We start from the raw sequence: 26,024 nt of genomic DNA, 5'->3' as shown, positions 1-26,024 counted from the left end.
AAAGCGTTTTTATTTTTAAGTTTAAATTTAGATTTTAAAATTGCAAAGCTGTCTCCAAAGCCAATTCGATCATTGGTTTCAATGCTTTTTCTCTTTCGTCTGAGGAGATTTTTTCACGGGTTGGAATTACATCTGAAACGGTAAGAATTGTCGCCGCATTTTTTCCCAAATATTGTGCGTTGGCAAACAAAGCAAAAGCTTCCATTTCTACAGCAGAACAGTTGTATTTGGTTGCAATTGCAGGAAGATCTTCGTCTTTTCTGTAAAAAATATCGCTCGTGTGAATATTGGTTGGTTGAATCTTCAGTGATAATTTTTCTGCCGTTTGGTTAATGTTGTCGAAGACATTCCCTTGGCTTTTGATCAGTTCTTCTTCTATGCCCCAAGCGAATTTAGCATAGGTAGATTCACTCGCAGAATTTTCTACATTTAGCAAATCAAAAAGTTTCAAATCTGTATTGTAAGCACCACAAGTTCCGATTCTGATAATGGTATCTACTTCATATTCCGTGTATAACTCAAAAGAATAAATCCCAATACTCGGAATTCCCATACCGCTAGCGCCTACTGAAATTTCTTTTCCTTTATAAAGTCCGGTATAATAAAAAATATTTCTGGTTTGACTAACCAATTTTACTTCTTCCATGAAGTTATCAGCAATGTATTTTGCCCGCAAAGGATCGCCCGGTTGCAGTACAGTTTTAGCAATTTCTCCTTTATTCGCTGCGATATGAACGCTCATAATTTATTAATTTTAAATCCAGTTTTAAATGTAAGAAATTCTACAGAAACTCGAAATTTTCGACTCACATTTTTGCAAATTCACGGTATAAATCATAAAAAAAACCACCTGAAAAAAGGTGGCTTCGTTACTTTAATTCAAAACAAAAAACTTATTTTCTGTCCGGAATATTGTAATACTTAATTACACTTTGGTAATCGCTATAGTTAACATTGGTGTTTTTGCCAGCAGAAGCCGGTACCAAAACAATTCTGAATCTTTGATTATTCAGATACTGATTTGCTTCCGCAGTTGTAAAAGTAGCTTGATCGAAGTTGGCTTCGGTGTATATTTCCACATTAGCAGCATCGAAAAGGAAGTTGTAATCCAATTCTCTTCCGCCACTCAAATATTCTGTTTTTGGAAGAAGTTGCCATACTGCTGAAGAAGAAGTATTTGAATTGATATCTCGGTAAACCAATACTACATCGGAACTTGCAATATTGATCCCCTGTGAAAGTGTATAATTATTCCCACTGCTCAAAGTGCCGGTAACATCTTTCATTACTGAATAAGTGTCGCCGTCGCCCACTACGTTGTCGTTTCTATTATCGTCGCAGCTTACCGCTACAAATCCGAAAATTGCCAAAAGCAATATTGTAAAATACTTTTTCATTTTATATAAATTTTCAATACTGTCCTAAATAAAAAAACAGATATATTTTATGCACATATAGATAGGCTTTAAGCGGAATTTTCTATAGATTTTCAAAAAGAACCCCTTGATAATATGTTTTTTGAGATTCAGGTGGTTGGTCAAAAGGTTTGTCGAGCCAATACTGGAGATTAATTTTCACAAAAATATTCAGTCGGATAAATGCTACTAGATTTGATAATTGCCAAGGATATTTTGCGATTGATTTTAGGTATTTTAGGATAAGAATGGTAATTAGAGCCGTCCAAATTTGTATTTTAACTGCATTTTCAGATGTTCCGATAAATGTTTTGATATGAAGCAATTGCTTGATGTCTCTGAAAAAAATCTCAATCTGCCACCTTTGTTTGTACAGTTCTGCAATGGTGGAAGCTGCCCAAGTGAAATTATTGGTGATAATTTCGATAGTTTGCTTGTTTTCATCGTCCCAAACCGCCACTCTTCTTAATTTTTTAGGGTATTTTTCTTTTGAAATAGGGTTTGAAAGGATTATGTCTTCGTCTTTCAAAATGTTTTGCGCTCCTTTTGGTGGAAGTTCTCGTTCCTGTAAAGTTTCAAATTTTAGGTTTTCCTTATGCCTGATTACAAAAAAAACACCTTTGCTGTCCCAAATAGAAAGCATCGGAAAATCGTTGTAAAAACGGTCGGCTACAATCACCGCACCTTTCTCTAAGGGAATGTTTTCAGCCCCTTTATTATCCGCAACGCTTCCTTTGGTAATATTCACATAAACCGGAAGTTTCCCATCGTATTCAAGCAAGGTATGCATCTTTACAGCTCCTTTCTTAGTGCGATACGTTGCCCAATCAAATAAAGAAAGACACAGGGAAATAAGAGTGGAATCTAATAGATAAACGGGAACTTTTATTTTCAGCTTTACTCGTTTTTGTTTGGTGTGCTGTCCTAAATGTTCTAATAATATGAAATACAAATCTTTGAACAAGTCTGCATCTCTTTTCCCATTTTGGTAACTGATGGAAGATTTGGAAGGTGCAGTTTTTATTCCTAAATGATTGAGGTTGCCCGTTGCGCTACGAAGTCCATTGGAAATATCCCGTACCGAGGTGCTTTTCGCAAAATGACAGAAAAGCATAGAAACTAAATGGGTCCAACTATCGAATCCTTTATTTCGGTAATCGGTCTTTTTTTCTTTGACTATTTTTTTGAAAATTACTCGGTCTATTTTTGAAATAATCTGAGAAAATAATGTTAATTTTGAGTCCATAAGAAGGTTTTTTTGTTGTGCAACCTCAAAGGTACTTTGAGTTACTCTAATTCCTTCTTATTTTTTTTATTTAGGACGCTATTGATAAATTTTTAATTGTTGAAAATATCTCAAGATGCATGCCATTAAATTTAAAAACTTAAGTTTTAAAAATTGTATTTTTGTTGTACATCATAGTTTGGATAATGAAAAATATAAATAGTAAAATCACCTGCCTCATTATTTTGGTTTTTTCTTTAAAAATCACTGCTCAGTACCAACCGAAAAATCTCAGCAAAGAAGACCTGAAAAAAGCTAACGAATGGGTAGACAAAATCTATAATTCCCTTTCACAAGACGAAAAACTGGGACAACTATTCATCGTCGCCTTATACACCAACCGAGGTGAAGATTACATCAACAATGTGCGAAATATCGTAACCAACGAGAAAATCGGAGGCTTAATTTTAATGCAAGATGATGCCGCGAGAGAAATTAATCTTGTTAATGAATTTCAGAAAACATCCAAAGTTCCTTTAATGATCGGCATGGATGCAGAATGGGGACTTTTCCAAAGAATTGCAACGGCACATAAATTTCCGTGGGCGATGACTTTAGGTGCCATTCAAGATAAAAATTTAATTAAAGAAATGGCCGCAAAAATTGCGGAGGACTGTAAAAGAATGGGAATTAACTGGGATTTTGCCCCAGTTGTCGATGTAAATACCAATCCGGAAAATCCAATTATCGGAAACAGAAGTTTCGGGTCCGAAGTGGAAAATGTTGTAAATTCAGCATTGGCCTATTCCAACGGATTACAGGATAATAAAATTTTAGCAGCGATTAAACATTTCCCGGGTCATGGCGACACCAATACTGATTCTCACCTCGATTTGCCGGTGGTTTCTCATGATCTCAACAGACTGAATTCTGTAGAGCTAGCGCCATTCAAAGCATTGATGGATAAAGGAATTGGCGGCGTAATGGTTGCTCATTTATACGTCCCTGCTTTAGAAAAAGAAAAAGGAGTTCCTGCTTCGGTTTCCAAAAACATCGTCACCGGACTTTTAAAAGAAAAATTAGGCTACAAAGGTTTGATCATTACGGATGCTCTGAATATGGGCGCTGTTGCAAAACGCTACAAACCCGGAGAATTGGACGCTCTTGCCTTTAAAGCCGGAAACGACATCATGCTTTTTTCCGATGGAGTGAAGGAAGGAAAACGCCTAATTCAATTGGCAATTGATAACAAAGAAATATCACAGAACCGTGTGGAAGAAAGTGTAAAAAAGATTCTTTTGACCAAATATTTTCTTGGTTTAAATAATTACCAACCACGAAATCCAGAAAACATCAACGAAGATCTCAATAATAAATCTCATCAAGAATTAGTAGAAAAACTTTATAGCAACGCTTTAACCTTAGTTAAAGATGAGCAAAAACTACTTCCGCTGAATTGCAAAGAAACTTATTATTACGTTCCTCTGGAAGAAGCTCCATTTGAAACTTTCACCAATCAATTAAATTTAAATACGACGGTTATTGTGAAAAAAGCTTCAGAAATTGCGACCATTCCTGCAAATTCTAAGATCATCGTTGGATTACACAAAGACAATTCAACCGCTTATAAACCATATAAAATTTCAGAAAACAGCAAGAAAATCTTGGCAGAATTAAGTAAAAATCAAAAAATTATTCTCAATGTTTTTGGCTCTGCATATGCTTTGAAAGACCTTGATATTACCAAAATTTCTACCGTTGTAGTAGCATACGAAAACAATGATGATTCGATGAAAGCAACAGCAAAATCCTTAAATGGAAAATCTCCAATTTCTGGCAGATTGCCGGTTTTGGTGAACAATCAGCTAAAACCCGGCGCAGGAATAGACCTGAATCTTTCATCAACACATCAACTTAATAAGTAAAATTAAAAGAACATGAAAATAGGAATTTTGTGCTATCCGACCTACGGCGGTAGTGGAATTGTAGCCACTGAACTGGGCATGTCGCTTGCCAACAAAGGTTACGAAGTACATTTCATCAGCTCGGCACTTCCGGCTCGGCTCGATATTACCAATCCAAATATTTTTTTTCATAAAGTAAATGTGCAGACTTATCCGCTTTTCCAGTATCAGCCGTATGATATTGCACTATCATCGATGATTTACCGAGTTGTAAATTTATACAAACTCGATATTTTGCATGCTCATTATGCAATTCCGTATGCCTATGCGGCCTTCACTGCAAAGCAAATGCTTAAGGTTGAAGGTAAAGATATCCCTCTGGTTACCACACTCCACGGAACCGATATCACTTTGGTAGGACAACATCCGAGCTACAAACACGCGGTGGAATTCTCTATCAATCAATCAGATACCATCACTTCAGTTTCTGAAAGCTTAAAAAAAGACACCCTACAATTTTTCAATATTAAAAAAGACATCCAAGTCATTACCAATTTCATCGATAATTCTGAATTTGATGAATGTGTGAATTGCGATAGAAACCAATTTGCAAATGATGACGAAAAAATCCTCATCCACGTTTCGAATCTTCGTCCGGTAAAGCGAATCGAAGAAGTTTTGGCAATTTTTAAAAATGTCCATAAAAAAATAAAATCCAAATTAGTGATTATCGGCGAAGGTCCGGATATGGAAAAGATCAATCAGTTTTTGGAAGAAAATCCAGAATTAATTGGTAAAATTAGGCTTTTAGGAAAAGTGAATGATTTGTATAAAATCCTACAGCTTTCTGATGTTTTTTTACTTCCTTCCGAGCAAGAAAGTTTTGGTTTAGCCGCTTTGGAAGCAATGGCTGCAAACACTCCGGTCATCAGCTCAAACGCTGGCGGAATCCCCGAAGTCAACATCCAGGGAGAAACCGGTTACTTAGCCGAAATAGGCAATGTTGAAGCCATGAGTAATTATACGATAAAGCTTCTGAGCGATGAAAAGCTTCTTGCAAAGATGAAAATTAATGCAAAAAAACAAGCCATTAAATTTGATATAAAGAATATTTTGCCAATTTACGAGAAGATGTACGAAGAAACACTTTATCGATTTAAAAATTTACAGGATGCATAAGTTTTAAAAAAATTTAATCCGACTCAGCCGTTAATCATGAACGAAAAACTCCTTCAATATCTTTGGAATTTCAAGATTTTCAAGAATTTTGATTTCAAAGATGTGGAAGGAAATCCGGTTGAAATTCTTGATTTCGGAACTTGGAATTTCAATTCCGGGCCGGATTTTTTATGTGGAAAAATTAAAACCAAAGATCTGGTTCTGGCCGGAAATATTGAACTTCATGTAAAATCTTCCGATTATATTTTTCACCAACATTCTGGAAATCCCGAATTCGAGAATCTGATTTTGCATGCAGTTTACATTCATGATGTAGAAGTTGAGGAACTTCATCAAAAAAATATTCACACTTTGGTTTTGAAGGATTATATCGACGAAAAACTGCTGTGGAAATATGAAGCTTTGCTAAAAGAAAATCAATTTATTCCGTGTGAAGCGCTTATTTCACCCGAAAAAATTCCCTTTTATTTTGCGGAAGAAACTCTTCTGAAAAAACTTGATGAAAAATCTACCGAAATAGAAGAAGCGTTGAAAATAAATAAGAACAATTACGAAGCCGTTCTTTTTCAAAATTTGGCGTACGCTTTCGGTTTGAAAGTGAACGCACCAATTTTCCGCCAAATGGCAGAAAATATCGACTTTTCGGTTATCAACAAAATTCGACAAAACCCGCTCCAATTGGAAGCTCTTTTTTTCGGAATGTGCGGCTGGTTGGAAAATGCGGAAGACGAACAAATCAAAATATGGAAACGCGAATTCGATTTTCTGAAATCGAAATATGCACTTTCCGATCTTCGGAGTTTTCCGAAATTTTCTAGATTGCGGCCTCCGAATTTTCCTACCATTCGTCTTTCACAACTCGCATCACTCTACCATCTCAATCAGAATTTGTTCTCGAAACTGATTTCCGCAAAAAGCAAAAAAGAAATCGACGATGTTTTTCAGCCCGTAAAAGCCAGTGAATATTGGAATTCACGTTTCAATTTCGGGAAAACATCTTCCGTTACAGGTGAAAAATTTTTGACAGAAGATTTCAAAAACATTATTTTGCTTAATGCTGTTTTGCCTTTAAAATACACCTATCACAAGCATTTCCACGAAGGAATAACTGATGAAATTCTTGAATTTTACCAAAAAATTCCCTCAGAAAAAAACACGGTAATTGATGGTTGGAAAAATCTTAATATGAAGATTGAAAACGCCTTGGAAAGCCAAGCGATACTCTATCATTACAAGACTTTTTGCGAGAAAAAAAACTGCTTAAATTGCGGAATCGGATTTCAGCTTCTAAAAGCAGAATCCGACAATATTAAATAATATTAATATTAAATTGTGACAAACGTCACTTCGATAGCTCTGTTTATCTGGAAATTTAGTGATAATTTTGTATAAAAATAGGTTGCTATGTTCGACTGGTTAAAAACGCTCCTCCTCCCGATTGAAAATCCGAATGTTACCCAATCGATTGTTGCCATCATCCTTGCAATTGGTGCAGGAATTTTCTTTGGACGACTAAAGCTGGGCAAGATTACTTTCGGAGTTTCAGCCGTGATGTTTACCGGTTTGTTGATGGGACATTTCGGCTACAGAATACAACCCGGAATTTTGGATTTCATTCGGGATTTCGGTTTGATTATCTTCGTATATGGAATTGGTTTACAAGTTGGTCCTTCATTTTTCTCTTCTTTTCGAAACGAAGGTTTGAAATTTAATCTTCTGGCTGTTTCTGCGGTACTTTTCGGTGGAATCATTACCATCATTCTTTTCAAATTTACAGATTTGAAAATCGAAAATTTAGTTGGAATTATGAGCGGTTCTGTAACGAACACTCCGGGTTTAGGAGCTGCTAAAAATACAATTGAAGAAATCAAAAACACCTTCCCCGACCGTAATTTCGATGATCCGGCAATTGGCTATGCCATTACATATCCTTTAGGCGTTTTCGGGATTATCAGTGCAATTATTCTTTCTAAAATATTATTGAAAATTGATAATAATGAAGAAATGAAGAAGTTCAGGAAATCAAAAATCAACCAAGAATTACCATTAATTCACAAGAAATTGCGGGTGACAAATCCTGAATATTTTGGAAAAACTTTGCATCAAATAATCAAAGAATTCGGTCGTGATATTGTAGTTTCTCGGCTGAAACACAGCGGTAGCGAAGCGGTACTATCTCCAACTTTAGATACCAAGGTTCAAGATAGAGATGTATTGATGATTGTTGGCTTAGAAGACGATCTGGATGAATTTATTGCAAAAATTGGCCGTCCATCAACCGATTTATTTATTGAATCTGATTCTTACATTCAGCAGAAAAATATTTTTGTCACCAGACCATCGGCCATTCATAAAAAACTATCTCAACTCGATCTATACAACACCTATGATCTGAAAGTAACACGCGTTTTCCGGGCAGGTCGGGAAATTTTGCCTCGACCTTCTTTGGAGCTCTTTTATGGAGATAAATTGAGAGTAATTGGTTCTTTGGAAGCGATTGAAGAAGTTGAAAAAATCATTGGAAACTCTGAGAAAAAACTGCTTGAACCCGATTTTCTTTCCCTTTTCGGAGGTTTACTTTTAGGGATTATTCTGGGCTCTATTCCAATTGCTATCCCTAGTTTACCGGTTCCTATAAAACTGGGATTTGCTGCAGGACCACTCATCGTTGCACTTTTGATTTCGAGATACGGCGGAATTTCTTTCATTCATTCCTATATCAATAACGGAGCGATTTATTTCATGAAAGATTTCGGGATTTGTTTATTCTTTGCGGCTGTAGGAATCCACGCAGGAGAAGGTTTCTACGAAAATTTTATACAATATAACGGATGGAACTGGCTTCTTTTTGGTTCTGCGATTACTTTTATCCCGCTAATTTTTATGGTGATTATCGGACATTTTTTTATGAAAATCAATTACTTGCAACTCGCAGGAATTATGAGTGGAAGCTATACCGATCCGGCAGCTTTATCATTCAGTACCAATTATTTAGACTCCGATATTCCTATTCAAAGTTATGCGCAGGTTTATCCTTTGGTAACTATTTTTAGGATTTTCGTGGCGAGTCTTTTGATTTTGATTTTTAGCTAAATTAAAATTTTAAACAAAAAAAAGCAACCATTTTCAGGTTGCTTTTCTATTGTACTTCTAAGAATTATTTTTTGTCGTCCGGTGCTGAATCCGGAAAACGCTGTTGTGTAAATTCTCTTGAAATTGCAGCTTTCTCAAACTTCAATTTCCCTGAAAGCGTTTCGATCACCACTCCATCTTCTTGGATTTGGGCGATTCTACCGTGCATTCCGGAGGTGGTTACTACTCTGCTGCCCACCTTTAAAGTTTCTTGAAAACTCTTTTCCTGCTTAGCTTTTTTCATCTGCGGACGAATCATTAGAAAATAAAATCCAACGAACATTAGTCCCATCATGATCATGGTTGGCATCATCGATCCTTCCGGAGAAGCTGCCTGTAAAAATATTGTAATCATCGTTATTTACTTATAAAATTATGGTTGGATATTCGCTGAAAAAGTCAACATGATTGGTGCTTTTTCTACATTAGCGTATACTTCAGCCTGCTTATTAACCAGTCCATCAAAATTAGTAGAATCGAATTTCAATGTGATTTTTCCTTTTTGTCCTGGTAAAATTGGATCTTTGGTATAATCCGGAATGGTGCAGCCACAAGCAGGTTTCACCTGAGAAATGATCAAAGGATTGGTACCGGTATTGGTTACTTCATACACATGTTCTACATGTTCTCCTTTTTTAATTTTTCCGAAATCGAAATCAGATTCCGAAAGCGCAACAGTTGTTAAAGGTTTTGCCTGCGCTTCTTTCACTAATTCTTCCTGAGTTGGTGCCGCTGGTGCAGGTGCAGCAGTTTGATCTTCAGTGATTAATTGATCTGCTTTTTGATCTTTTTTGCAGGAAGCAAGGCTTAAAAAAGCTACAAGCGGTAATATTCTTACTAATTTTTTCATAAATAAATTTTATTAATTTCTGTTCAATTCTTTGGTGTATTTATCTAAAATTCCATTGATGAAGATGTTGGACCGATCAGTTGAAAAAACTTTGGATATTTCGATATATTCATTGATCACTACTCGGGTCGGAGTAAGGGGGAAATAATCGAGCTCGGTGATGGCAATAATCAAGATAATTTTATCCATTAAGGAAACTCTTTCAATATCCCAATTTTCAAGTTTATCTTTCAGTTTCTTTTCGGATTCTTCGAAGTGGATTAGGGTTTGTCTGAGTAATTTCTGAGCGAATTCGCTGTCCGCTTCATCTTTAATCATTTTGATCAAAGTATGACTTGGCTCATCTTCTTTGAAGAAACCAATGGTTTTCTGGATCATCGAATTAGCGATGTGAAAATCATCCGCCCAGCTCATCTCTTTTTCTTCCAAATGCTCATGAAAATCTTCATTTTCAGCGATATAACGTAGGAATAATTTTCCGATAAATTTTTGATCTTCTTCGAAAGAATAGCTCTCTTCTTTCATAAAATCCTGATATCTTTTCCCGGCAGTCATCCTTTGGAAAGTTTTTACCAATAAATCATCATGGAGTTCCCATTTCAATTCCTGATGTTTTGAAGTAAAAGAAAGTCTTTCGTTGTTTTCTTCTATTTTGTTCAGAACCTGATTATTGATAAATTTTTGATTAGGATTAATGTTATCATCTGTTTTGATGTATTTGTTTTTCCCAATTTCAATTTGTTTTTCGGCTAAATGTTTCAATGCAACCAAAAAATTGAGTTGGTAAATATAGAGATGATATATTTTCTCGATTTCAGAAAACATATTTTTCTCAACAACATCAAATTTTATAGGATTTTGAGAATAAGAATATACCGATTCTACAACTTTTTCACGAATTTGTCTTCTTCCTAACATTTCAAAGAGCTTTATATGAGTGCAAAGATAGCATTTTTTTGCAAACTCTTTCGAGCCAATTTGCATTCTAAACAATAAAATACAAAGAATCCATTTACATTTTATTACTTTTGTATCCGAACTTATTTGTTCCGAAAAAGTAATGTAGAAAGCCCATTATGAATGCACTAAAAACCTTGAACCCCTATTTCTGGAAACACAAGATACTCTTGTTTTGGGGATTTATTTTCATTATAGCCAGTAATTTTTTCAGCATTTACAAAGTTCAGTTTGTAGGAAAATCAGTTGATGAAATTTCGAAAACGACCCATTTAGGTTTCAACAAACAGGTTTTGTTTTATGTAGCAATTATCGTTGTGTCCTCTTTGCTTACCGGATTTTTCACGTTTATGATGCGCCAAACCATCATCGTAGCATCTCGAAGAATCGAGTATGAACTGAAAAATAAAATTTATAATCACTACCAAGAATTGTCGCTCACCGATTTCAAGAAAACTACGATCGGCGACCTGATGAACCGCTTAAGTGAAGATGTAGTTGCGGTAAGAATGTATTTGGGACCCGGCGTTATGTACGTGGTGAATCTCCTTATTTTACTCATCATCACCAGTATTTATATGCTGAAAACCGATGTTTCTATGACGCTTTGGTCGCTTGTTCCGTTGCCGATTCTTTCATTTGTAATTTATAAAGTAAGCTCGATTATCAATCACAAATCGAAAATTATGCAGAAAAGCCAATCTGCCATTTCGACCTTTGTGCAAGACAGTTTTTCGGGAATTCGGGTGGTGAAATTTTTTGCGAAAGAAAAATATATTGAGAAAAACTATGGAATTAAAGTAAGAGATTATCAGGACAAAGCTCTGGATCTTGCTAAAACAGAAGCCTATTTCTTCACGATTATCTTGTTTGTAATCGGTTTGCTCAATGTGGTGATTCTTTTTATTGGTGGTCAAAAATATTTGAACAATGAGCTTTCTGTAGGGAAAATCGCGGATTTCTTTCTTTACATTAACATTTTAATTTGGCCATTTTCCATGGTAGGTTGGGTAACCTCGGTGAATCAACGTGCGGAAGCTTCAATGGCGAGAATTAATGAGTTTTTGGATATGAAAACCGATATCATCAATACCAATCACGAAAATTATCCAATTTACGGTGAAATCGAGTTTCGCAACGTTTCTTATGTATATCCGAATACCGGAATAAAAGCGTTGGATAATTTAAGTTTCAAAATAGAAGCTGGCAAATCTCTCGCAATTATGGGAAAAACCGGAAGCGGAAAATCCACGATTGCACTTTTACTTTGCCGATTAATCGATCCTACCGAGGGAGAAATCCTTATTGACGGGATAAACCTTAAGGATCACAACTTGGAAAATTACCGAAAACACATTGGATACATACCGCAAGAAAGTTTCCTTTTCTCAGATACCATCGAAAACAACATTGGATTTGCGATTGACAAACCTAATCTAAAACTGGTTGAAGAATTTGCAAAAAAAGCGGATGTTCATAAAAATATTATTGAATTTAAAGACCAATACAAAACCTTAGTTGGAGAACGAGGAGTAATGCTTTCCGGCGGGCAAAAACAAAGAATTTGTATCGCTAGAGCCCTGATAAAAGAGCCGAAGATTCTTATTTTTGATGATTCGTTATCAGCTTTAGATACCGAAACCGAGGAAAATATCCTTCAAAATATCGAAAACGAAATCCAGAAAAGCAGCTCGATTATCATTACCCATCGGGAGAGCAGCGCAAAACGCGCAGATAAAATACTGAATCTCACCGAAATAGAAAACGAAATCTCTGCATAAATTGCAGAATCGTTATTGATATTACAATTTTATAGCAAAAAATTAAAATTTTATTTTGCATTTAAAAGAAATCTTTTATATTTGTTATACTAAGATTTCAAAAAATATATACAAATGAGTGATTACAAGGAACGCCACGAAAACGAAATTTTCACTAAGGTGTTAAAAGCAGGAAGAAGAACATATTTCTTTGATGTGCGCGAGACAAAAGCAGGAGATTACTATCTTACGATCACCGAGAGCAAGAAAAACTTTGGAGAAAACGGGGAAGCGACTTTCGAAAAGCATAAAATCTATCTTTACAAAGAGGATTTCAAGAGTTTCGAAGAAATGTTTAAAGAATCTACAGACTTTATCATCAGCCAAAAGGGCGAAGACGTGATCTCTGAAAGACACGATAAAGATTTCAAAAGCAAATCCTTCACGATTGATTCTGACGAAGAAATTTAAATAAATCAAAAAGCATCCTTTACGGGATGCTTTTTTTGTAATGACGATAAAAATATCATTGATAATAAAAAAAACGCATTGAAAATCAATGCGTTTTAAAGTGGGTGAATGAGGGGTCTCGAACCCCCGACCTCCGGAACCACAATCCGGCGCTCTAACCAACTGAGCTACAATCACCGTTTGAGGTTGCAAATATAAAGCTTTTCCAGAAATTACAAAATTATTCCGTCGAAATTTTTCAGAGCGATTAATTTTTCTGTCGTGAATCCTTCTGCGAATTCAACTCCGGACAATCTGCCCAAATCCTGCGCGCGGTAAGTAAGACTTTCCAAAAAATCCTTCGTTGCAATGGGAGTAATTGGTTCCGTGGAATTTGGATCGTAAAACTGTGTTTTGTATGCCAAACAAGTATCAATCTTTTTCTGCATGAAATCTGTAATATCAATCACAAAATCCGGCGTAATGTTTTTCCACTGAATATAGTTGAAAATATGTTTCGGTCGCCATGGTTGTTGATTTTTGCCTTCCAAAACGGTTTCAATTTTCACCAAACCAGAAAGAAAACAAGCATCGGAGACCAATTTGGAAGCTTTAGCATGATCCGGATGACGATCATCGATCGCATTGGAAAGAACAATTTCCGGTTGGTATTTACGAATCATCGTCACGATTTTCATCTGGTATTCTTCAGAATTTTGGATGAAACCGTCTTTCATTTTCAGGTTTTCACGCGCGGAAATCCCTAAAATTTTTGCAGCTTCGGCTGCTTCTTCCGCACGGGTAAAATTGGTTCCACGAGTTCCGAGTTCACCTTGGGTAAGATCAACGATAGCTACCTTTTTTCCTTCAGAAATCAGCTTAGCCAAAGTTCCTCCACAACCCAATTCTACATCATCAGGATGCGCTCCTATTGCTAAAACATCTACTTTTATCATTTTGCAAAGATACTAAAACTGCGATTTTTAATTAAAATACAGCAGCTATTTAAACTCTTGGTAAACCACGGATAAAAAATCGGCATAAGAACGTTCCAACCTCGTGATATCACCAGATTTCAAGTTGATTCCGGCGGTTCCGTAAGGATTAGAATTCACCGAAAAAGCAGAAAACTGATAATGCTGAACCGGCTGATTTTCTTGCCCGGAAAGTTTGATAGACGCCCCCAAAAGTTTCTTGGTAGAAACCGAAAAAACCTCTCCTATATTGAGTGTTTTTTTGGTAAAAGTTCTCGGCTCAAAAACGACATTTACATTATTCAATGCAATGTTTTGCGTTTTGTAAGGCGAAGCAAAGAAATAAACAACGTTATTTTCCTTTGGGAAATTTTCCGGATTTACGTAGTACAAATTCAGTTTATAGTGCGCTGGATCGAATTTTTGGGCTCCAGCTTCTTCTATGGTTTCAAAAGGTTGAAAAGAGAAAGCATTGGCTCCAACTTCCTTTGCTTTTTTATAAATCATTCCGAAAACTTTAGGATCATCATCCGAGAAACCTTGAACTTCAAGCTCTGCGAGATATTCAGAATTGCCTAATTCGGGATTGATTTTATAGAATATTTTGTCGTAATTGGAATGGGTTTTCACTACTTTGTTAAATAAGACGTTTTGCCCCATAAGAATTTGGCTGAAAATCATCAGCAAGATCGCTATATGTTTTTTCATGATATTTGAAGGATTTCGATACATTCTTGCAGAGAATTTTCCCAATGTTTAGGTTCAATTCCGAAATTTTTCTCGATTTTATCTAAAGCCATTGTACTTCTTTTAGGTCTTTTTGCGGGTGTTGGAAATTGCTCCGTTGTAATTGCATTTAATTTTATTGAAGAACCGGAAAACTCAGCAATTTTCTTTGCAAAACCAAACCAGTTTGTTTCCGGATAATTGGAAAAATGATAAACTCCGTAGATTTTTTGTTCGGTTTTGATAATTTTCATCACTGCTTCCGCCAAATCATTAGCGTTGGTTGGTTGACCAAATTGATCTGCTACAATCCCCAATTCATTTTTAGAAGAAAACAAATTGAGCATGGTTTTCACAAAGTTTTTATTAAACTCGGAATACAGCCAAGAAGTTCGAATGACAATTGTTTTCGGCCAAATTTCCAATGCGATCTCTTCACCCTTCAGTTTTGAAGCTCCATACACGCCTTTCGGATTGGTAAAATTATCTTCAGAATAAGAAATGTTGCTTTCCCCATCGAAAACATAATCGGTGGAAATATGAATGAGGACCGCATTATTTTCCTTGCAAGCTTGCGCTAAATTCGCAACACCATCTGCATTGACAGCATACGCTTTTTCGGTTTCAGATTCAGCCAAATCAACTGCGGTGTAAGCCGAAGCATTGATGCAAAAATCGGGTTGGTAATCATTAATGAATTCAGAAACCTGATCTTCATTAGTAATATCAATCGTTGAGGAATCTGTAAAATTAAATTCAAATTCTTTTTCAAAATCTGGCGCCAACTTTCGGAAACAATTTCCTAACTGTCCATTTCCGCCGATGACGAGTATTTTTTTTATCATTTTGATGCTTCTTTGTTTTGTTTTCTAAGGTTTGCGGCTCTGGTTTGGAAATCTTTTTCCTCTAAATTTACCAAAAAATTCTGGAAGAGTTCTTTGGTATCTTCCGGATGCGATTCTGATGAACGGGTTTTCATATTGAAATAAATCACAGTAAGCCAAAGGACGCTATGAATGGTTTTTCCATCTTCGCTTTTCATTAGGATTTCCACTTTCGAAAGCCGGTCTCCCAAATCAATTGTTTTGCTGGTGATCATCACTTTTGCGTTGTATCGCACTTCTTTCAGGTAAGCAATTTCGTTTTGTATGGTAACCCAAGTACAACCTGTTCTTTTGGTATATTCTTCGTAAGTAAAACCGTAGCCGCTTTCCACGTGGTCTTCCCTTGCATTCAACATATACTCCAGGTATTTGACATTGTTGAGATGCCCGATTGGATCACAGTCGCTGAAGCGTACTTTTTCTATGGATGAAATTTCTTTTTGCATTTTACAAAATTAAAAAAACCATCCCGAATTAGAGGATGGTTTTGGTTATATGAAATGGATTTTAAAGACCTAATTCTTTTTTAACTAATGGAGTTGCATCCGGACCTGCTTTGTAGATTAATGCCGTAGAATCTATGATAAAATCGAAACCGTTTGCTTTAGCTACTTTTTCTACTGCGTTGTTCAATTTTTCAATGATTGGTTTTACCGCAGTGTCTCTTCTTGTAGCAAGATCATTTTGAGCAGTTTGCTGAAGTTGTTGCAAGTTTTGTTGTTTTTTCTGCAATTCAGCTTCTTTCGCATTTCTCTGAGCTTCGGTTAATTTCGCTCCTTCAACTTGGTATTGTTGAACTTCTTTTTGGAAAGCTTCCGCTTGTTTGTTCAGTTCATCACCTTTAGTTTTGCTGAAAGCATCTAGATCTGTGGTCATTTTCTTAGTTTCTGGCATTGCAGATAAAACTGCTTCATAATCCATAGATGCAACTTTTTGTGCACTTACCGTTCCTACGGTTACGAACATCATTACTGCTGCAAATAATACGCTTAATTTTTTCATAATTGGGATAGAATAATTTATTGTTATTTTAAATTTTTAATTTGTTTTTCGTCTTGTTTCAGCTGGAGCATCTAATTTTTGCACTCCTTTGCTTGGTCTTTGATCTCTTACGTTACTGCCTGATTTGGTTGGTTGTTCAGTTGTTTTTTTGCCTGAATTTTTCAACAACAAATCTAATACTTTATCTGTATAGTCATATCTTTTTTCAAGAAAAATAACACTGATGTTGTTACTTTTATCAAGAATGATGCCTAAACTATTTTTCTCTGAAACGGTCTTAATGGCATTCCAAATTTGATCCTGAAAAGGCTTGGTAAGATTTGCTCTTGCATTGTTGAGTTCTCCCATCGAACCAAAGCGGTTATTCACCATACCTTTGATCTTCTTGTCGAGATCATCCACTTCTTTTTGTCTTTGCTTCAATTGATCACCGATTAAAAGTACCCGCTCGTTTTCCAGAAGTGCTTTTTTCTTATCAAGTTCTGTTTGCAAATTCTGGATTTCTGTTTGCCAACCATTAATTTGCTCATTTAGGCGGCTTTCCGCATCTTTATATTGGGGAAGTTTGCTGAGGATATAGTTTGTATCCACGACTCCAATTTTCTGAGCATTGATGAAGCCTGAAAACAAAATGAAAAGAGCTGCGAGTAATTTAATCTGTTTCATTTTTATACTTTTTATAAAGATTGATTCATTAGGAAGTGTGTTTTCCAACCGGCTGGTTCGGTTCCTAAAATTGTTTTATCGAATCCATAAGCAAAATCAAATCCAATTAACCCGAAAGCTCCCATGTACACTCTAATTCCGACACCGGCAGAACGTTTCAACTGGAATGGATTATAAGTTCCGAAAGAATTCCAAGCATTCCCTCCTTCCAAGAAAGAAAGTGCATAAATTTTCGCAGTTTGGTTCATCGAGATTGGATATCTAAGTTCCATAGCAAATCGGTTATAAATTGTAGCTCCACCATAAGGCGTAACATCATCAATTTCGCCACCGGTTGAAGAGGAGTCTTCGTAACCTCTAAGTGGTACCAATTCACGGCCGTCGTATCTTCCGCCCAAAAGTCCGGTTCCACCAACGTAGAACCTCTCAAAAGGTGGTGCTCCTAATTCTTTGTTGTATCCATTTAGGAAACCCATTTCGGCAGTACTTCTAAGAACCAATTTTCCAACAACCGTATTATAAACGTCCGCTTTTAATTTAACTTTATAGAACTCCAACCATTTGTATTTTTCAATAGCACTCATGTTGGTATAATCCTTATCGCTGAAAAGCGAGTAAGGCGGCGTAAACTTCACAGAAGCTTCCAAATTGGAACCTTGGGTTGGGAAAATCGGATCCAAACCAGCAGAATTTCTGCTTAATCCCACGTTGAAACTAAAGTTTTTCGCAGAGCCATTATATTCTGTCGTATTTCCAAATTGGAACGGATAATTACTGAAATCATAGCTTTGATACTGAATTCCGGTATAAAGCGAGAAATAATCATCCGGCCATCTTAATAATCTATTTAAACCAACACTTGCGGAGAAAATGTTTAATTTTTGCGCCTCACCATATTGATCGGTATATCTATACAAAGATTGGTTAACCCCCACTGAAAGTGCTGTTGGTCTTGTTCCAAACAACCATGGCTCGGTGAACGAAATCCCATAATTCTGGAAATACTGTCCGGCTTGTGCCTGTATGGATAATGTTTGTCCGTCCCCTTGAGGAACTGGTTTGAAATCTTTAAATTTCAAGAAATTTTTCAAAGAGAAATTATTGAAAGTAAGTCCCAGAGTTCCGATGAAAGATCCTCCACCGTATCCAGCCTGAAGCTGCACTTGTGAAGAACCTTTCTCTACCAAAGTCCAATGAATATCTACCGTGTTATCTTGGGGATTCGGGGAAATATTTTGTCCGATTTGCTGAGGATCGAAAAACTGCATTCCGGCCAAATCGAAATAGGTTCTTTTAATGTCGCTTTTCGCAAATAAACTTCCTGGTTTTGTTCTTAATGCACGAAGAATCACGTGATCATGCGTGGTCGTGTTTCCACTCCATGTTACGCGGTTCCAGGTTGCTTTTTCACCTTCGTTGATGCGTATCTCGAGATTAATTGAATCTCCTGTTACTGATTTTTCTATTGGCGTTACAGTAGAGAAAAGGTAACCGTTGTTCATGTAAGTGGACTTGATATCGGAATCATCTTCTTTACCGCCATCTTCGCCAACTTTTTTATTAAAGCCTACGGCATCATAAATATCACCGGTTTTATAACCTAATTTTTTTTGCAAATAATCGGTAGAAAATGCAGTATTGCCAAGGAAATTAATGTCGCCGATATAATATTTTTTACCTTCGTTAAGTTTTACATTAATTTCATATTGGTTTTTAGAATTTCTCCAGACAGAATCGGATACGATTTTCGCATCTCTAAAACCTAAAGAACGGTAATAATTGATAAGGTTGCCTTTGTCTTCCTCGTATTTTTCTTGGATAAATTTGGATGGCTTCAAAATACCCTTAATACCAAATCTTTTCTGTTTGGTGTCTTTGAAACCCTTTTTGCGAAGTTTACTGTCGGAAACATTTTGGTTTCCTTCAAACTCGATATGGCTGATTTTCACCTTTTTACCTTTTTCTACGTTGATGGTCCAGTCCACCAATTCCGGATCTTTTGCATTTACTTTATCCTGAATAGTCACTTTTGCATCGGCAAAACCTTTTTTGATGTATTCTTTCGGAATATTGGTTTTCAGAGTTGAGATAAGGTTTTGGGTAATTTTAGTTCCAGGTTTCAGGTTGTTATCTTTGGCGAGTTTTTCGCTTTTGGATTTACCGATTCCTTTTCCGGTAAATTTTACTTCACCTAAATCTTTAAGATCTTGCAAGTTAAATCTCAACACAACCTGCTCCCCTTCAATACTCTGAACATAAACCTCCACTTCAGAGAAAGATTGAGTTTCCCAAAGTTTTTTGATGGCGTTGCTTATTTTCTGCCCAGGTATTTCTACGCTTTCATTTTTATTAAGGCCGGTAAACCGAAGGATTTGCGCTGGGGTATATTTTTTTACGCCATCTACTACAATATCTTTTAAGATGTAGGTTCCTGCTTCGTTTTGAGCGTATACAGGATTATTATCCTGTGTCTGCTGCTCGGGAGTGATTTGACCATAGAAATGTGCCGAAGCCACAAACATGATGATGGGTAATAGTTTAAACTTCATTTTTTTATCTTGCTAACTTTTCTTTTTATAAATGTTCGTCAAGCTGCTCGCTTGTTTTACCGAATCTTCTTTCTTTGTTTTGATAATTGTAGATGCATTCGAAGAAATCTTCTTTTCCGAAATCAGGCCACAATGTATCCAAAAACTGCAACTCTGCGTAGGCAATTTGCCATAGCAAAAAGTTACTTATCCGCACTTCTCCGCTGGTTCGCACCAATAAATCTACTGGTGGAAAATCCTTTGTATATAAATGATTTTCAAAAACCTGCTCGGTAATTTCCTCTTCTTTCAACTCGCCGTTTTTTACTTTAGTGCTGATTTGTTTTACAGCATTCAGAATTTCTTGTTGCGAGCCGTAGCTTAATGCCAAAATAAGGTTTCCTCTTGTATTGTTTTTGGTGATATCAACCAAATGCATCATTTGTTCCTGTACCAAAGGTGGTAATTTATTGATATCGCCGATTACATGCATTCTTAATCCTTTGGTGAATATCTCTTCCGCTTCCAACAATAATGTTTCGGAAATCAGGCTCATCAATGTGCCGACTTCCTCCTCCGGTCTGTTCCAATTTTCTGAAGAAAAGGTGTAAAGGGTAAGGTAGGGAATATTAATCTCATTACAAGCATTCACCACATCACGCACCGCTTTAATGGCGTGTTTGTGGCCGAAAGTGCGCTTTTCTCCTCGAGATTTTGCCCACCTTCCGTTCCCATCCATGATTATTGCTACATGTTTCGGGAGTTTTTCCTGATTTATTTTATCTTTAAACGACTGCATTTTACTGTTCACAATAACAAGGTGGTCTTCCGAATGAGTAAGAAAGTCCCAGTGTAACTGAGTTTACCCAATCTTTTGAATTGATATTTCCTATTTGCCGATTTTGTAGGAAGTCCGCAACTCTTTGTTCGGCAACCTGTAAATAAGGGCTTTCCTGCAAAATCGATTTGGTTCCTCCGGGTACGGGTATATCTTTATTATAAGTTACTTTTACGTCTTTATCATCAATCACGCTATAATCCACTGAATCAGAGAAAGTTGGTCTAAACATGATTTCTCCGAAAAGCGCCCAATTGTAATTGAATTTATACTTTAAACCCACCCCAAACGGAATTGCCATGGTCATTTTCTTACCATTTTCGTAAGTTGGATCAGAATTAAAATCTTGATAATTACTTGCACTTGGTGCAATTGCATTTCCTGCGGCATCTCTATGAAAATCATGTGCTACAACTAATTTTTCAACATTCATCAACATCGCGCCTACTCCACCAAAAATATAAGGACTCAGAAGGCTTTTCTGCTCGTCATTTACCGGGAAAAAGTTGTATTCAAAGATTAAATCTGCATGAAAAATCGAATTGGTTCCCCACAATTTTCTATCTCTTCGGTACTGCTCTTTTGCCACTGCATCCACAAACTGAATATGGCTATAGCCGAGATTCAACCTTACGGTTTGGTAAGGATTAAAATTCATCCGGTATAATATTCCGCCGTAAAACGGAATTCCATAATCACCGGTGTTATCGAGAGGTTTCTGCAGGATATAATTGGTTCTACCAATATCTCCCACCAAATTACTCATCCCCAATTGCACCCCTATTTCATGCCGCTGTCCCTTGTAAGAAACCGACATGAAAATTAAAGCGAAAAGGCAATAGATAATCTTTTTCTGCATGAATGACTGAGCATCAATTTTCATAAATAATTTTGCAAATATAAAACATTTTTGCTTTAAGGAAATTCTTAATTTTTAGTTAAATACCCTCAAAAAAGCATAATTTTTAATTCTAAAAACGATTAATAAATGATTTTATGATTTTTTTAAATAAAAACCCTCACTCTGGAGGGTTACCAAGTTATGCTCTTCCGAAAATCTTTCGTACTGCATTTCTGATTTTAATTAAGGTTGGTTCCTGATAATTTTTATCCTCCTCAAAATAACCGTAACCATAACCGTAGCCGTAACCATAGCCATAACCTTGGTTGAACTGGAAATCATTATAAATTAATCCAAGATTCTTCACTTCGTGGTTATGGTATTTCTCGGTGATCATTTTCAACATGTATTTTTCGGTATATTCGTGTCTTACCACATAAATGCTGGCGTCCGCATGCTTCATCAGTTCGAAAGGATCGGCTACCAAACCTACAGGTGGCGAATCGATGACAATAAAGTCGTAATGCTTTTTCAACTCCTCAATGAAATTAATATTTCGCTCGCTCATCAAAAGTTCCGAAGGATTTGGCGGTATTGGTCCCGAAGTAGCAACGTGAAGATTCGGTATTTTGGTTTGATTGATGATTTGATCCATCTCGACTTCACCGGTGAGATAGTTAGAAATCCCCAATTTATTATCAATTTTAAAATCTCCGAAAATTTTTGGCTTTCTGAGATCCATTCCCAATAAGATGGTTTTTTTTCCACTCAACCCTAAAACAGAAGCAATATTAATGGAAATATAAGTTTTTCCTTCACCACCAACGGAAGAAGTAAGAAGGATAACTTTTGATTTATTATCTTCTTTATGCAAAAATCTCAGATTGGCTCGAATTCCCCGGAAAGCTTCTGAAATGGAAGATCTCGGTTGCTCCAGAACCGTTAAATTATTTTCATGAGAATTCTTCCCGATGACGCCGAGCAACGGAATTTTGGTTGCTTGAAGTAATTCTTTAACATTTCGAATTCTGCTATCCAACGCTTCTGAAATACCCAAAATCAGTAACGGCAAAAGCAACAATCCACCGATGATCGAATATTGCGTTTTTTGAACATCAGGAGCGATCGGCCCTTGACCGAGATTTTTCGCCGGATCGATTACCGTAATATCCGATTTATTGGTTGCAACACGAATTTGGGTTTCGTTCTGCTTACTAAGCAAGCTGTTGTAGGTCGCCTCAATCATATTATACCCGCGTTCGGCATCGAGATATTTTCTTTCTTTTTCAGGAAAACTTACCAAACCGCCGGTTTCCTCAGCAATCATACGATCAATTTTGGATAGCTCATTGAGGTAATTTTTGTAGTAATTATTAATCGAACCATTGGAGTTTCCTCGAGCTTCGTTGATCAAACGATTGATTTCCCGCATCGGTTCCGAATTTGGAGTATAGATGAGCGCCATTTCTCTTCTTTTGAGATAAAGTGCTTTCAGTTCCGACATTGTCGCGCTGAAAAGTCCGTCCTCGATTCCTGCAGCGTTCATGCTGATCATTCTCTCGATATTTTGCGATGACAAAGAGTTTCGGATTGAATTCAGGGAGTTGATTCTGGTCATCAATTCTGCTTTTTTAGCATCTAATTCTTTGATTCTTTGCAGCGCTTTTTCATCCCGATCTTTAATATCGAATAGACCTTCGGAAATTTTCAAATTATTGAGAACAGCAGCACTCGAATCTAATTTTTTTCTGATTTTTTGGAGATTATCAGCGAGGTAAAATTCTGTGTTTTTATCGACGGTATTTCTATCAACAAGTCTCTTTTTCTGTAGTTCACCCACCGAAGTATTCAGAAAATTTACAGTTCCGTTCAGATTATAACCACTTTTGGTGATAATCATAATGGTATTAATTTCTTTATCGAAATCCACTGCAATGGTAGAAACCAAGTTATTCACCGTTTGATTAACCGTAGAAAGTGTAAGAATAATGTTCTCTAAAACAATCGGCGTCGGTTGTGGATTTTTCAACAGTTTAAATTTCAAGTTGGGCGAATTATACCATTCTCCTACCGAAATTACTTTATTTGCTGGTCGCGAATAGGGCGAAATATTAGAAAATCCTTCCGTAGCAAAGGAATACAAACTGGTCGATTGCTGATTTTCCTCCGGCAAAACGACTTCGTACCGGTTTCCACCTTTCGGGATTAAAGTAATCGGATAATTGACCTGCTGAAGATGGTTTTTATCAATTTCTAAAAAAACCGGAGAGTCATATTTATCGAGATAAGTCTGTTTGATTAGGCCTTTCGTAGCGTAATTGATATACAAATCGAGTTGCTTCACCAGGTATTCGTTGTGCGAACGGGAAAGCAACATTTTTTTAAGATAGATCCCATCCTGATTTCCATTTTGTCCCCAAATGAAATTGATGGATTGGTTCGGAGTGAAATAGCTCGCAGTGTTATTAGAAATACTTAATGAAAGGTTTGAAGCGTAAATTCGTTGCGCGTAATACTTGCTGTACACCCATGAAATTGCATATCCCAAAACGGCCATCAATGCAAACCAATACCAATTTCTGAGGATTCTTCTAAGAAAATGCTCGAAGTCGAAAAAAGCAAAAGATCCTATTTTTTCGGCAGTACCGGGACCCGATTTGCTGGGAGATTCTTTTCCTGGTATCATGCTATAATCTTGATAAAATTAAATAAATAGACAGCGCGGTTGTAATCACCGAAACTCCTGTGGTAAGGGTTTGAATTGGATCTTTTCCTAAACCGTTTAAGTTTTTGGATCGAGTATTGAGGAAGATTTCATCACCATTTTGCACCCAATAATATGGAGAATTCATCACATCTTCTCGTGTAAGATCAATTTTTGCAATTTTAATTCCTTCCGGTAACTTTCTATGAATCACTACATTAGTTCGATCCACAGTTCTATTGAGACCACCATTCATGGCAAGTGCTTCAGTAATGGTAAGGGTGTTTTTATGCGCTTTCTTTTCGCCGCTCAACTCCGTAGTTTCCACATCTCCAAGAATATAATAGGTGATTCCATCGGTATTGAGGCGAACCTGGGATTTGCCTTCGACAAAATTTTCATTAACTTTTGTTTGAATTTCCTGAGTAATTTCCTCAATCGTTCTGCCTTCAGCTTTGATGAAACCTATTCCCATGATGTTGATATCTCCGTTAGAATCTACTTTCAATCCATTAAAATAAAAATTCGAATTACCACCTTGTCCGTTTCCTGATCCCGTATTTCCCGCAGTTGTACCCGCTGCTGTTGAACCTTGAGGAGCATTTAAAGTTGAATAAAACTGCGCTGCATCACCTTTAGGAGTGGTTACGATATTGAGGTTTAGCATATCGTTTTTGGTAACCCGATATACCGGAAGATTATAAGGAACGAGGCCTTCTTCATTGATCACCAGACTTTCGTTGGGTTGCAAATATCTTACGTCTTTTGTGCTGATGCAAGAACTTAGCAAAAAAGGAATCGTGAGAAACAGCAGATTTTTATAAATTTTCTTCATTTTTTTATGTTGATTACAAAAATAACAAATAATTCGTTACTTCTTTTCTTTAATTAGCATGATCAATTTAGGTAAATAGGCACCAATAAATCCTAAAATTAATACCAAAAGCAAAAGTAAATTCACATTAATGTGCCGGAAAAAATAGGCGACGGAAACAATAAACAAGTAATACACAATAATGTAAAATGTTGATCTTCTATGCGTTAAACCCAATTCCAGCAATGAATGATGAATATGGTTTTTATCTGCCTGAAAAGGCGATTTCCCTTTGACAATTCTTATGATAAAGACATTTAATGTATCAATGATAGGCAAAATAAGAATTGCCATAGCAATCGCAGGAGCAGACTGAAGATAATATCTAGGCACATCCGGCAATTCTTTGTCGATGAAAATATCGATGAAACAAATCGCGGTGAAAGCCAGCAAAAATCCAAGAATCATCGAGCCCGTATCGCCCATGAAAATCTTATGTTTCCGGTAATTTGATAGATTATAGTACAAAAATCCGATCACCGTTCCGATAATCACGCCCGAAAGCACCACCAAAGGATAATTGTATTCCCCTAAACGGAAATAGCTAATGCCGAACATCGCACTACAAATCAGGGAATAACCAGCTGCCAAACCATCAATTCCATCAATTAAATTAAAGGCATTGATAAGTACAATAAAAGTAAAAATACTGAACAAAACACTGAAATAATAGTTGAGTTCATACACTCCAAAAAGTCCAAAAAAGCTCCTAATTCTCACATCCGAGCCGATCACCATCATGGAAGTTACCACGATTTGCGCAAGCAATTTCTTGTAAGCCCGCATAATGACAATATCATCCATCACCCCAACATAGAGAAGAATAACCAATGAAGCAAAAAGGAACTTATAAAGTTCGAAAAGCTCGAAGGCAAAAATAGAAGCACAAACCGAAAGCGAATAAAACATGGCAATTCCTCCCAAATTCGGTATTTTTCGAAGGTGAGAACTGCGCGTACCGGGTTCGTCCATGAGGTTTTTTCTTTTAGAAATCTTCACGATGGTCGGAATCGACAAAAACGTAATCAAAAAAGAAAACAAAATTCCCAATACCAACTTCGCATAAAAAAGTGGAATTCCTAATTGAGCTAATAATTCTTTAATTTCATTCATTG

General features: G+C 36.4%; 24 protein-coding genes and 1 tRNA gene. 6 read left to right on the top strand and 19 right to left on the bottom strand.

What is annotated here, in order from left to right; translation table 11 throughout:
• Positions 1–34 precede the first annotated feature (34 nt).
• The 3 genes from deoD to H0S70_RS12390 all read right to left on the bottom strand — a co-directional run bounded on the left by deoD (position 35) and on the right by H0S70_RS12390 (position 2,661).
• Positions 35–742: a purine-nucleoside phosphorylase gene (deoD, locus tag H0S70_RS12400; RefSeq protein WP_123248884.1), complete on the bottom strand. Its 708-nt coding sequence runs from the start codon at positions 740–742 to the stop codon at positions 35–37.
• 151 nt (positions 743–893) lie between these two features.
• Positions 894–1,397 carry a hypothetical protein gene (locus H0S70_RS12395; RefSeq protein WP_088263510.1) on the bottom strand — a complete coding sequence of 168 codons (504 nt, stop codon included), beginning with the start codon at positions 1,395–1,397 and terminating at the stop codon, positions 894–896.
• An 82-nt stretch (positions 1,398–1,479) separates the two neighbouring features.
• Positions 1,480–2,661, bottom strand: coding sequence for an IS4 family transposase (locus H0S70_RS12390; RefSeq protein ID WP_188321016.1), 1,182 nt, complete (start codon positions 2,659–2,661; stop codon positions 1,480–1,482).
• 185 nt (positions 2,662–2,846) lie between these two features.
• Here H0S70_RS12390 and H0S70_RS12385 point away from each other — a divergent pair, with 185 nt between their 5' ends.
• From H0S70_RS12385 to H0S70_RS12370, 4 genes are all read left to right on the top strand, one after another.
• Positions 2,847–4,565: a glycoside hydrolase family 3 protein gene (locus tag H0S70_RS12385; RefSeq protein WP_188321015.1), complete on the top strand. Its 1,719-nt coding sequence runs from the start codon at positions 2,847–2,849 to the stop codon at positions 4,563–4,565.
• Between the two features lie 12 nt (positions 4,566–4,577).
• Positions 4,578–5,723 (top strand): N-acetyl-alpha-D-glucosaminyl L-malate synthase BshA, encoded by a 1,146-nt coding sequence (gene bshA, locus H0S70_RS12380; protein ID WP_123248881.1) that lies wholly within the window; start codon positions 4,578–4,580, stop codon positions 5,721–5,723.
• Between the two features lie 36 nt (positions 5,724–5,759).
• On the top strand, positions 5,760–7,040 hold the full coding sequence (locus H0S70_RS12375; protein ID WP_188321014.1) for a DUF2851 family protein: 1,281 nt from the start codon (positions 5,760–5,762) through the stop codon (positions 7,038–7,040).
• Positions 7,041–7,127: 87 nt separating this feature from the next.
• A complete protein-coding gene (locus H0S70_RS12370) occupies positions 7,128–8,816 on the top strand; it encodes a putative transporter (RefSeq protein ID WP_123249526.1) in 1,689 nt (562 codons plus the stop codon).
• Positions 8,817–8,880: 64 nt separating this feature from the next.
• Here H0S70_RS12370 and yajC read toward each other — a convergent pair whose 3' ends face one another.
• Genes yajC through nusB form a run of 3 tightly spaced genes read right to left on the bottom strand, consistent with a single transcriptional unit; the run spans position 8,881 to position 10,623 of the window.
• A complete protein-coding gene (yajC, locus tag H0S70_RS12365; RefSeq protein ID WP_088263507.1) occupies positions 8,881–9,210 on the bottom strand; it encodes a preprotein translocase subunit YajC in 330 nt (109 codons plus the stop codon).
• Positions 9,211–9,228: 18 nt separating this feature from the next.
• Positions 9,229–9,705, bottom strand: coding sequence for a DUF1573 domain-containing protein (locus H0S70_RS12360; RefSeq protein WP_188321013.1), 477 nt, complete (start codon positions 9,703–9,705; stop codon positions 9,229–9,231).
• Positions 9,706–9,717: 12 nt separating this feature from the next.
• Positions 9,718–10,623 carry a transcription antitermination factor NusB gene (nusB, locus tag H0S70_RS12355; RefSeq protein WP_188321012.1) on the bottom strand — a complete coding sequence of 302 codons (906 nt, stop codon included), beginning with the start codon at positions 10,621–10,623 and terminating at the stop codon, positions 9,718–9,720.
• A gap of 158 nt (positions 10,624–10,781) precedes the next feature.
• Here nusB and H0S70_RS12350 point away from each other — a divergent pair, with 158 nt between their 5' ends.
• Both H0S70_RS12350 and H0S70_RS12345 read left to right on the top strand, forming a co-directional pair.
• Positions 10,782–12,443, top strand: coding sequence for an ABC transporter ATP-binding protein (locus tag H0S70_RS12350; RefSeq protein WP_188321011.1), 1,662 nt, complete (start codon positions 10,782–10,784; stop codon positions 12,441–12,443).
• A 114-nt stretch (positions 12,444–12,557) separates the two neighbouring features.
• Entirely contained in the window at positions 12,558–12,893 is a 336-nt protein-coding gene (locus tag H0S70_RS12345) for a DUF3276 family protein (RefSeq protein WP_031501346.1), read from the top strand.
• A 102-nt stretch (positions 12,894–12,995) separates the two neighbouring features.
• Here H0S70_RS12345 and H0S70_RS12340 read toward each other — a convergent pair.
• From H0S70_RS12340 to H0S70_RS12280, 13 genes are all read right to left on the bottom strand, one after another.
• A tRNA-His gene (locus tag H0S70_RS12340) sits at positions 12,996–13,071 on the bottom strand.
• A 34-nt stretch (positions 13,072–13,105) separates the two neighbouring features.
• On the bottom strand, positions 13,106–13,825 hold the full coding sequence (bshB1, locus tag H0S70_RS12335) for a bacillithiol biosynthesis deacetylase BshB1 (RefSeq protein WP_188322246.1): 720 nt from the start codon (positions 13,823–13,825) through the stop codon (positions 13,106–13,108).
• 48 nt (positions 13,826–13,873) lie between these two features.
• On the bottom strand, positions 13,874–14,554 hold the full coding sequence (locus H0S70_RS12330) for a hypothetical protein (protein ID WP_228453745.1): 681 nt from the start codon (positions 14,552–14,554) through the stop codon (positions 13,874–13,876).
• A complete protein-coding gene (gene rfbD / locus H0S70_RS12325; protein WP_188322244.1) occupies positions 14,551–15,414 on the bottom strand; it encodes a dTDP-4-dehydrorhamnose reductase in 864 nt (287 codons plus the stop codon). The genes H0S70_RS12330 and rfbD overlap by 4 nt, the downstream gene beginning before the upstream one ends.
• On the bottom strand, positions 15,414–15,902 hold the full coding sequence (locus H0S70_RS12320) for an acyl-CoA thioesterase (RefSeq protein WP_123249532.1): 489 nt from the start codon (positions 15,900–15,902) through the stop codon (positions 15,414–15,416). Before H0S70_RS12320 ends, rfbD begins: the two co-directional genes overlap by 1 nt.
• A 61-nt stretch (positions 15,903–15,963) precedes the next feature.
• Positions 15,964–16,458, bottom strand: a complete 495-nt coding sequence (locus tag H0S70_RS12315) for an OmpH family outer membrane protein (protein WP_123249533.1) — start codon at positions 16,456–16,458, stop codon at positions 15,964–15,966.
• A gap of 36 nt (positions 16,459–16,494) precedes the next feature.
• Positions 16,495–17,124, bottom strand: coding sequence for an OmpH family outer membrane protein (locus H0S70_RS12310; RefSeq protein ID WP_188321010.1), 630 nt, complete (start codon positions 17,122–17,124; stop codon positions 16,495–16,497).
• A gap of 11 nt (positions 17,125–17,135) precedes the next feature.
• Positions 17,136–19,673, bottom strand: coding sequence for a BamA/OMP85 family outer membrane protein (locus H0S70_RS12305; protein WP_188321009.1), 2,538 nt, complete (start codon positions 19,671–19,673; stop codon positions 17,136–17,138).
• Positions 19,674–19,698: 25 nt separating this feature from the next.
• Positions 19,699–20,451 carry an isoprenyl transferase gene (locus tag H0S70_RS12300; RefSeq protein ID WP_123904125.1) on the bottom strand — a complete coding sequence of 251 codons (753 nt, stop codon included), beginning with the start codon at positions 20,449–20,451 and terminating at the stop codon, positions 19,699–19,701.
• Position 20,452: 1 nt separating this feature from the next.
• Positions 20,453–21,373 carry a type IX secretion system protein PorG gene (gene porG / locus H0S70_RS12295; protein WP_228453744.1) on the bottom strand — a complete coding sequence of 307 codons (921 nt, stop codon included), beginning with the start codon at positions 21,371–21,373 and terminating at the stop codon, positions 20,453–20,455.
• A gap of 157 nt (positions 21,374–21,530) precedes the next feature.
• Positions 21,531–24,017: an exopolysaccharide transport family protein gene (locus H0S70_RS12290; protein ID WP_188321008.1), complete on the bottom strand. Its 2,487-nt coding sequence runs from the start codon at positions 24,015–24,017 to the stop codon at positions 21,531–21,533.
• Position 24,018: 1 nt separating this feature from the next.
• Positions 24,019–24,870: a polysaccharide biosynthesis/export family protein gene (locus H0S70_RS12285; RefSeq protein WP_188321007.1), complete on the bottom strand. Its 852-nt coding sequence runs from the start codon at positions 24,868–24,870 to the stop codon at positions 24,019–24,021.
• A gap of 36 nt (positions 24,871–24,906) precedes the next feature.
• A complete protein-coding gene (locus tag H0S70_RS12280; protein ID WP_123249568.1) occupies positions 24,907–26,022 on the bottom strand; it encodes a glycosyltransferase family 4 protein in 1,116 nt (371 codons plus the stop codon).
• Positions 26,023–26,024: the final 2 nt, after the last annotated feature.

The sequence above is a fragment of the Chryseobacterium manosquense genome, from assembly GCF_014623485.1.
Taxonomy (GTDB): Bacteria; Bacteroidota; Bacteroidia; order Flavobacteriales; family Weeksellaceae; genus Kaistella; species Kaistella haifensis.
Note: the sequence above shows the minus strand (reverse complement) of the source record. Positions and strands in the feature narration are given on the sequence as shown.

Excerpts from the sequence above, each read along its gene's own strand:
- H0S70_RS12360 (WP_188321013.1), bottom strand. The coding sequence starts at position 9,705 with ATGAAAAAATTAGTAAGAATATTACCGCTTGTAGCTTTTTTAAGCCTT.
- H0S70_RS12370 (WP_123249526.1), top strand. The coding sequence starts at position 7,128 with ATGTTCGACTGGTTAAAAACGCTCCTCCTCCCGATTGAAAATCCGAAT.
- H0S70_RS12285 (WP_188321007.1), bottom strand. The coding sequence starts at position 24,870 with ATGAAGAAAATTTATAAAAATCTGCTGTTTCTCACGATTCCTTTTTTG.
- H0S70_RS12315 (WP_123249533.1), bottom strand. The coding sequence starts at position 16,458 with ATGAAAAAATTAAGCGTATTATTTGCAGCAGTAATGATGTTCGTAACC.
- H0S70_RS12305 (WP_188321009.1), bottom strand. The coding sequence starts at position 19,673 with ATGAAGTTTAAACTATTACCCATCATCATGTTTGTGGCTTCGGCACAT.
- bshA (WP_123248881.1), top strand. The coding sequence starts at position 4,578 with ATGAAAATAGGAATTTTGTGCTATCCGACCTACGGCGGTAGTGGAATT.
- H0S70_RS12310 (WP_188321010.1), bottom strand. The coding sequence starts at position 17,124 with ATGAAACAGATTAAATTACTCGCAGCTCTTTTCATTTTGTTTTCAGGC.
- yajC (WP_088263507.1), bottom strand. The coding sequence starts at position 9,210 with ATGATTACAATATTTTTACAGGCAGCTTCTCCGGAAGGATCGATGATG.
- H0S70_RS12385 (WP_188321015.1), top strand. The coding sequence starts at position 2,847 with ATGAAAAATATAAATAGTAAAATCACCTGCCTCATTATTTTGGTTTTT.
- H0S70_RS12395 (WP_088263510.1), bottom strand. The coding sequence starts at position 1,397 with ATGAAAAAGTATTTTACAATATTGCTTTTGGCAATTTTCGGATTTGTA.
- H0S70_RS12350 (WP_188321011.1), top strand. The coding sequence starts at position 10,782 with ATGAATGCACTAAAAACCTTGAACCCCTATTTCTGGAAACACAAGATA.
- H0S70_RS12320 (WP_123249532.1), bottom strand. The coding sequence starts at position 15,902 with ATGCAAAAAGAAATTTCATCCATAGAAAAAGTACGCTTCAGCGACTGT.
- H0S70_RS12280 (WP_123249568.1), bottom strand. The coding sequence starts at position 26,022 with ATGAATGAAATTAAAGAATTATTAGCTCAATTAGGAATTCCACTTTTT.
- H0S70_RS12330 (WP_228453745.1), bottom strand. The coding sequence starts at position 14,554 with ATGAAAAAACATATAGCGATCTTGCTGATGATTTTCAGCCAAATTCTT.
- nusB (WP_188321012.1), bottom strand. The coding sequence starts at position 10,623 with ATGTTAGGAAGAAGACAAATTCGTGAAAAAGTTGTAGAATCGGTATAT.
- porG (WP_228453744.1), bottom strand. The coding sequence starts at position 21,373 with ATGAAAATTGATGCTCAGTCATTCATGCAGAAAAAGATTATCTATTGC.
- H0S70_RS12375 (WP_188321014.1), top strand. The coding sequence starts at position 5,760 with ATGAACGAAAAACTCCTTCAATATCTTTGGAATTTCAAGATTTTCAAG.
- H0S70_RS12300 (WP_123904125.1), bottom strand. The coding sequence starts at position 20,451 with ATGCAGTCGTTTAAAGATAAAATAAATCAGGAAAAACTCCCGAAACAT.
- H0S70_RS12345 (WP_031501346.1), top strand. The coding sequence starts at position 12,558 with ATGAGTGATTACAAGGAACGCCACGAAAACGAAATTTTCACTAAGGTG.
- deoD (WP_123248884.1), bottom strand. The coding sequence starts at position 742 with ATGAGCGTTCATATCGCAGCGAATAAAGGAGAAATTGCTAAAACTGTA.
- H0S70_RS12390 (WP_188321016.1), bottom strand. The coding sequence starts at position 2,661 with ATGGACTCAAAATTAACATTATTTTCTCAGATTATTTCAAAAATAGAC.
- H0S70_RS12290 (WP_188321008.1), bottom strand. The coding sequence starts at position 24,017 with ATGATACCAGGAAAAGAATCTCCCAGCAAATCGGGTCCCGGTACTGCC.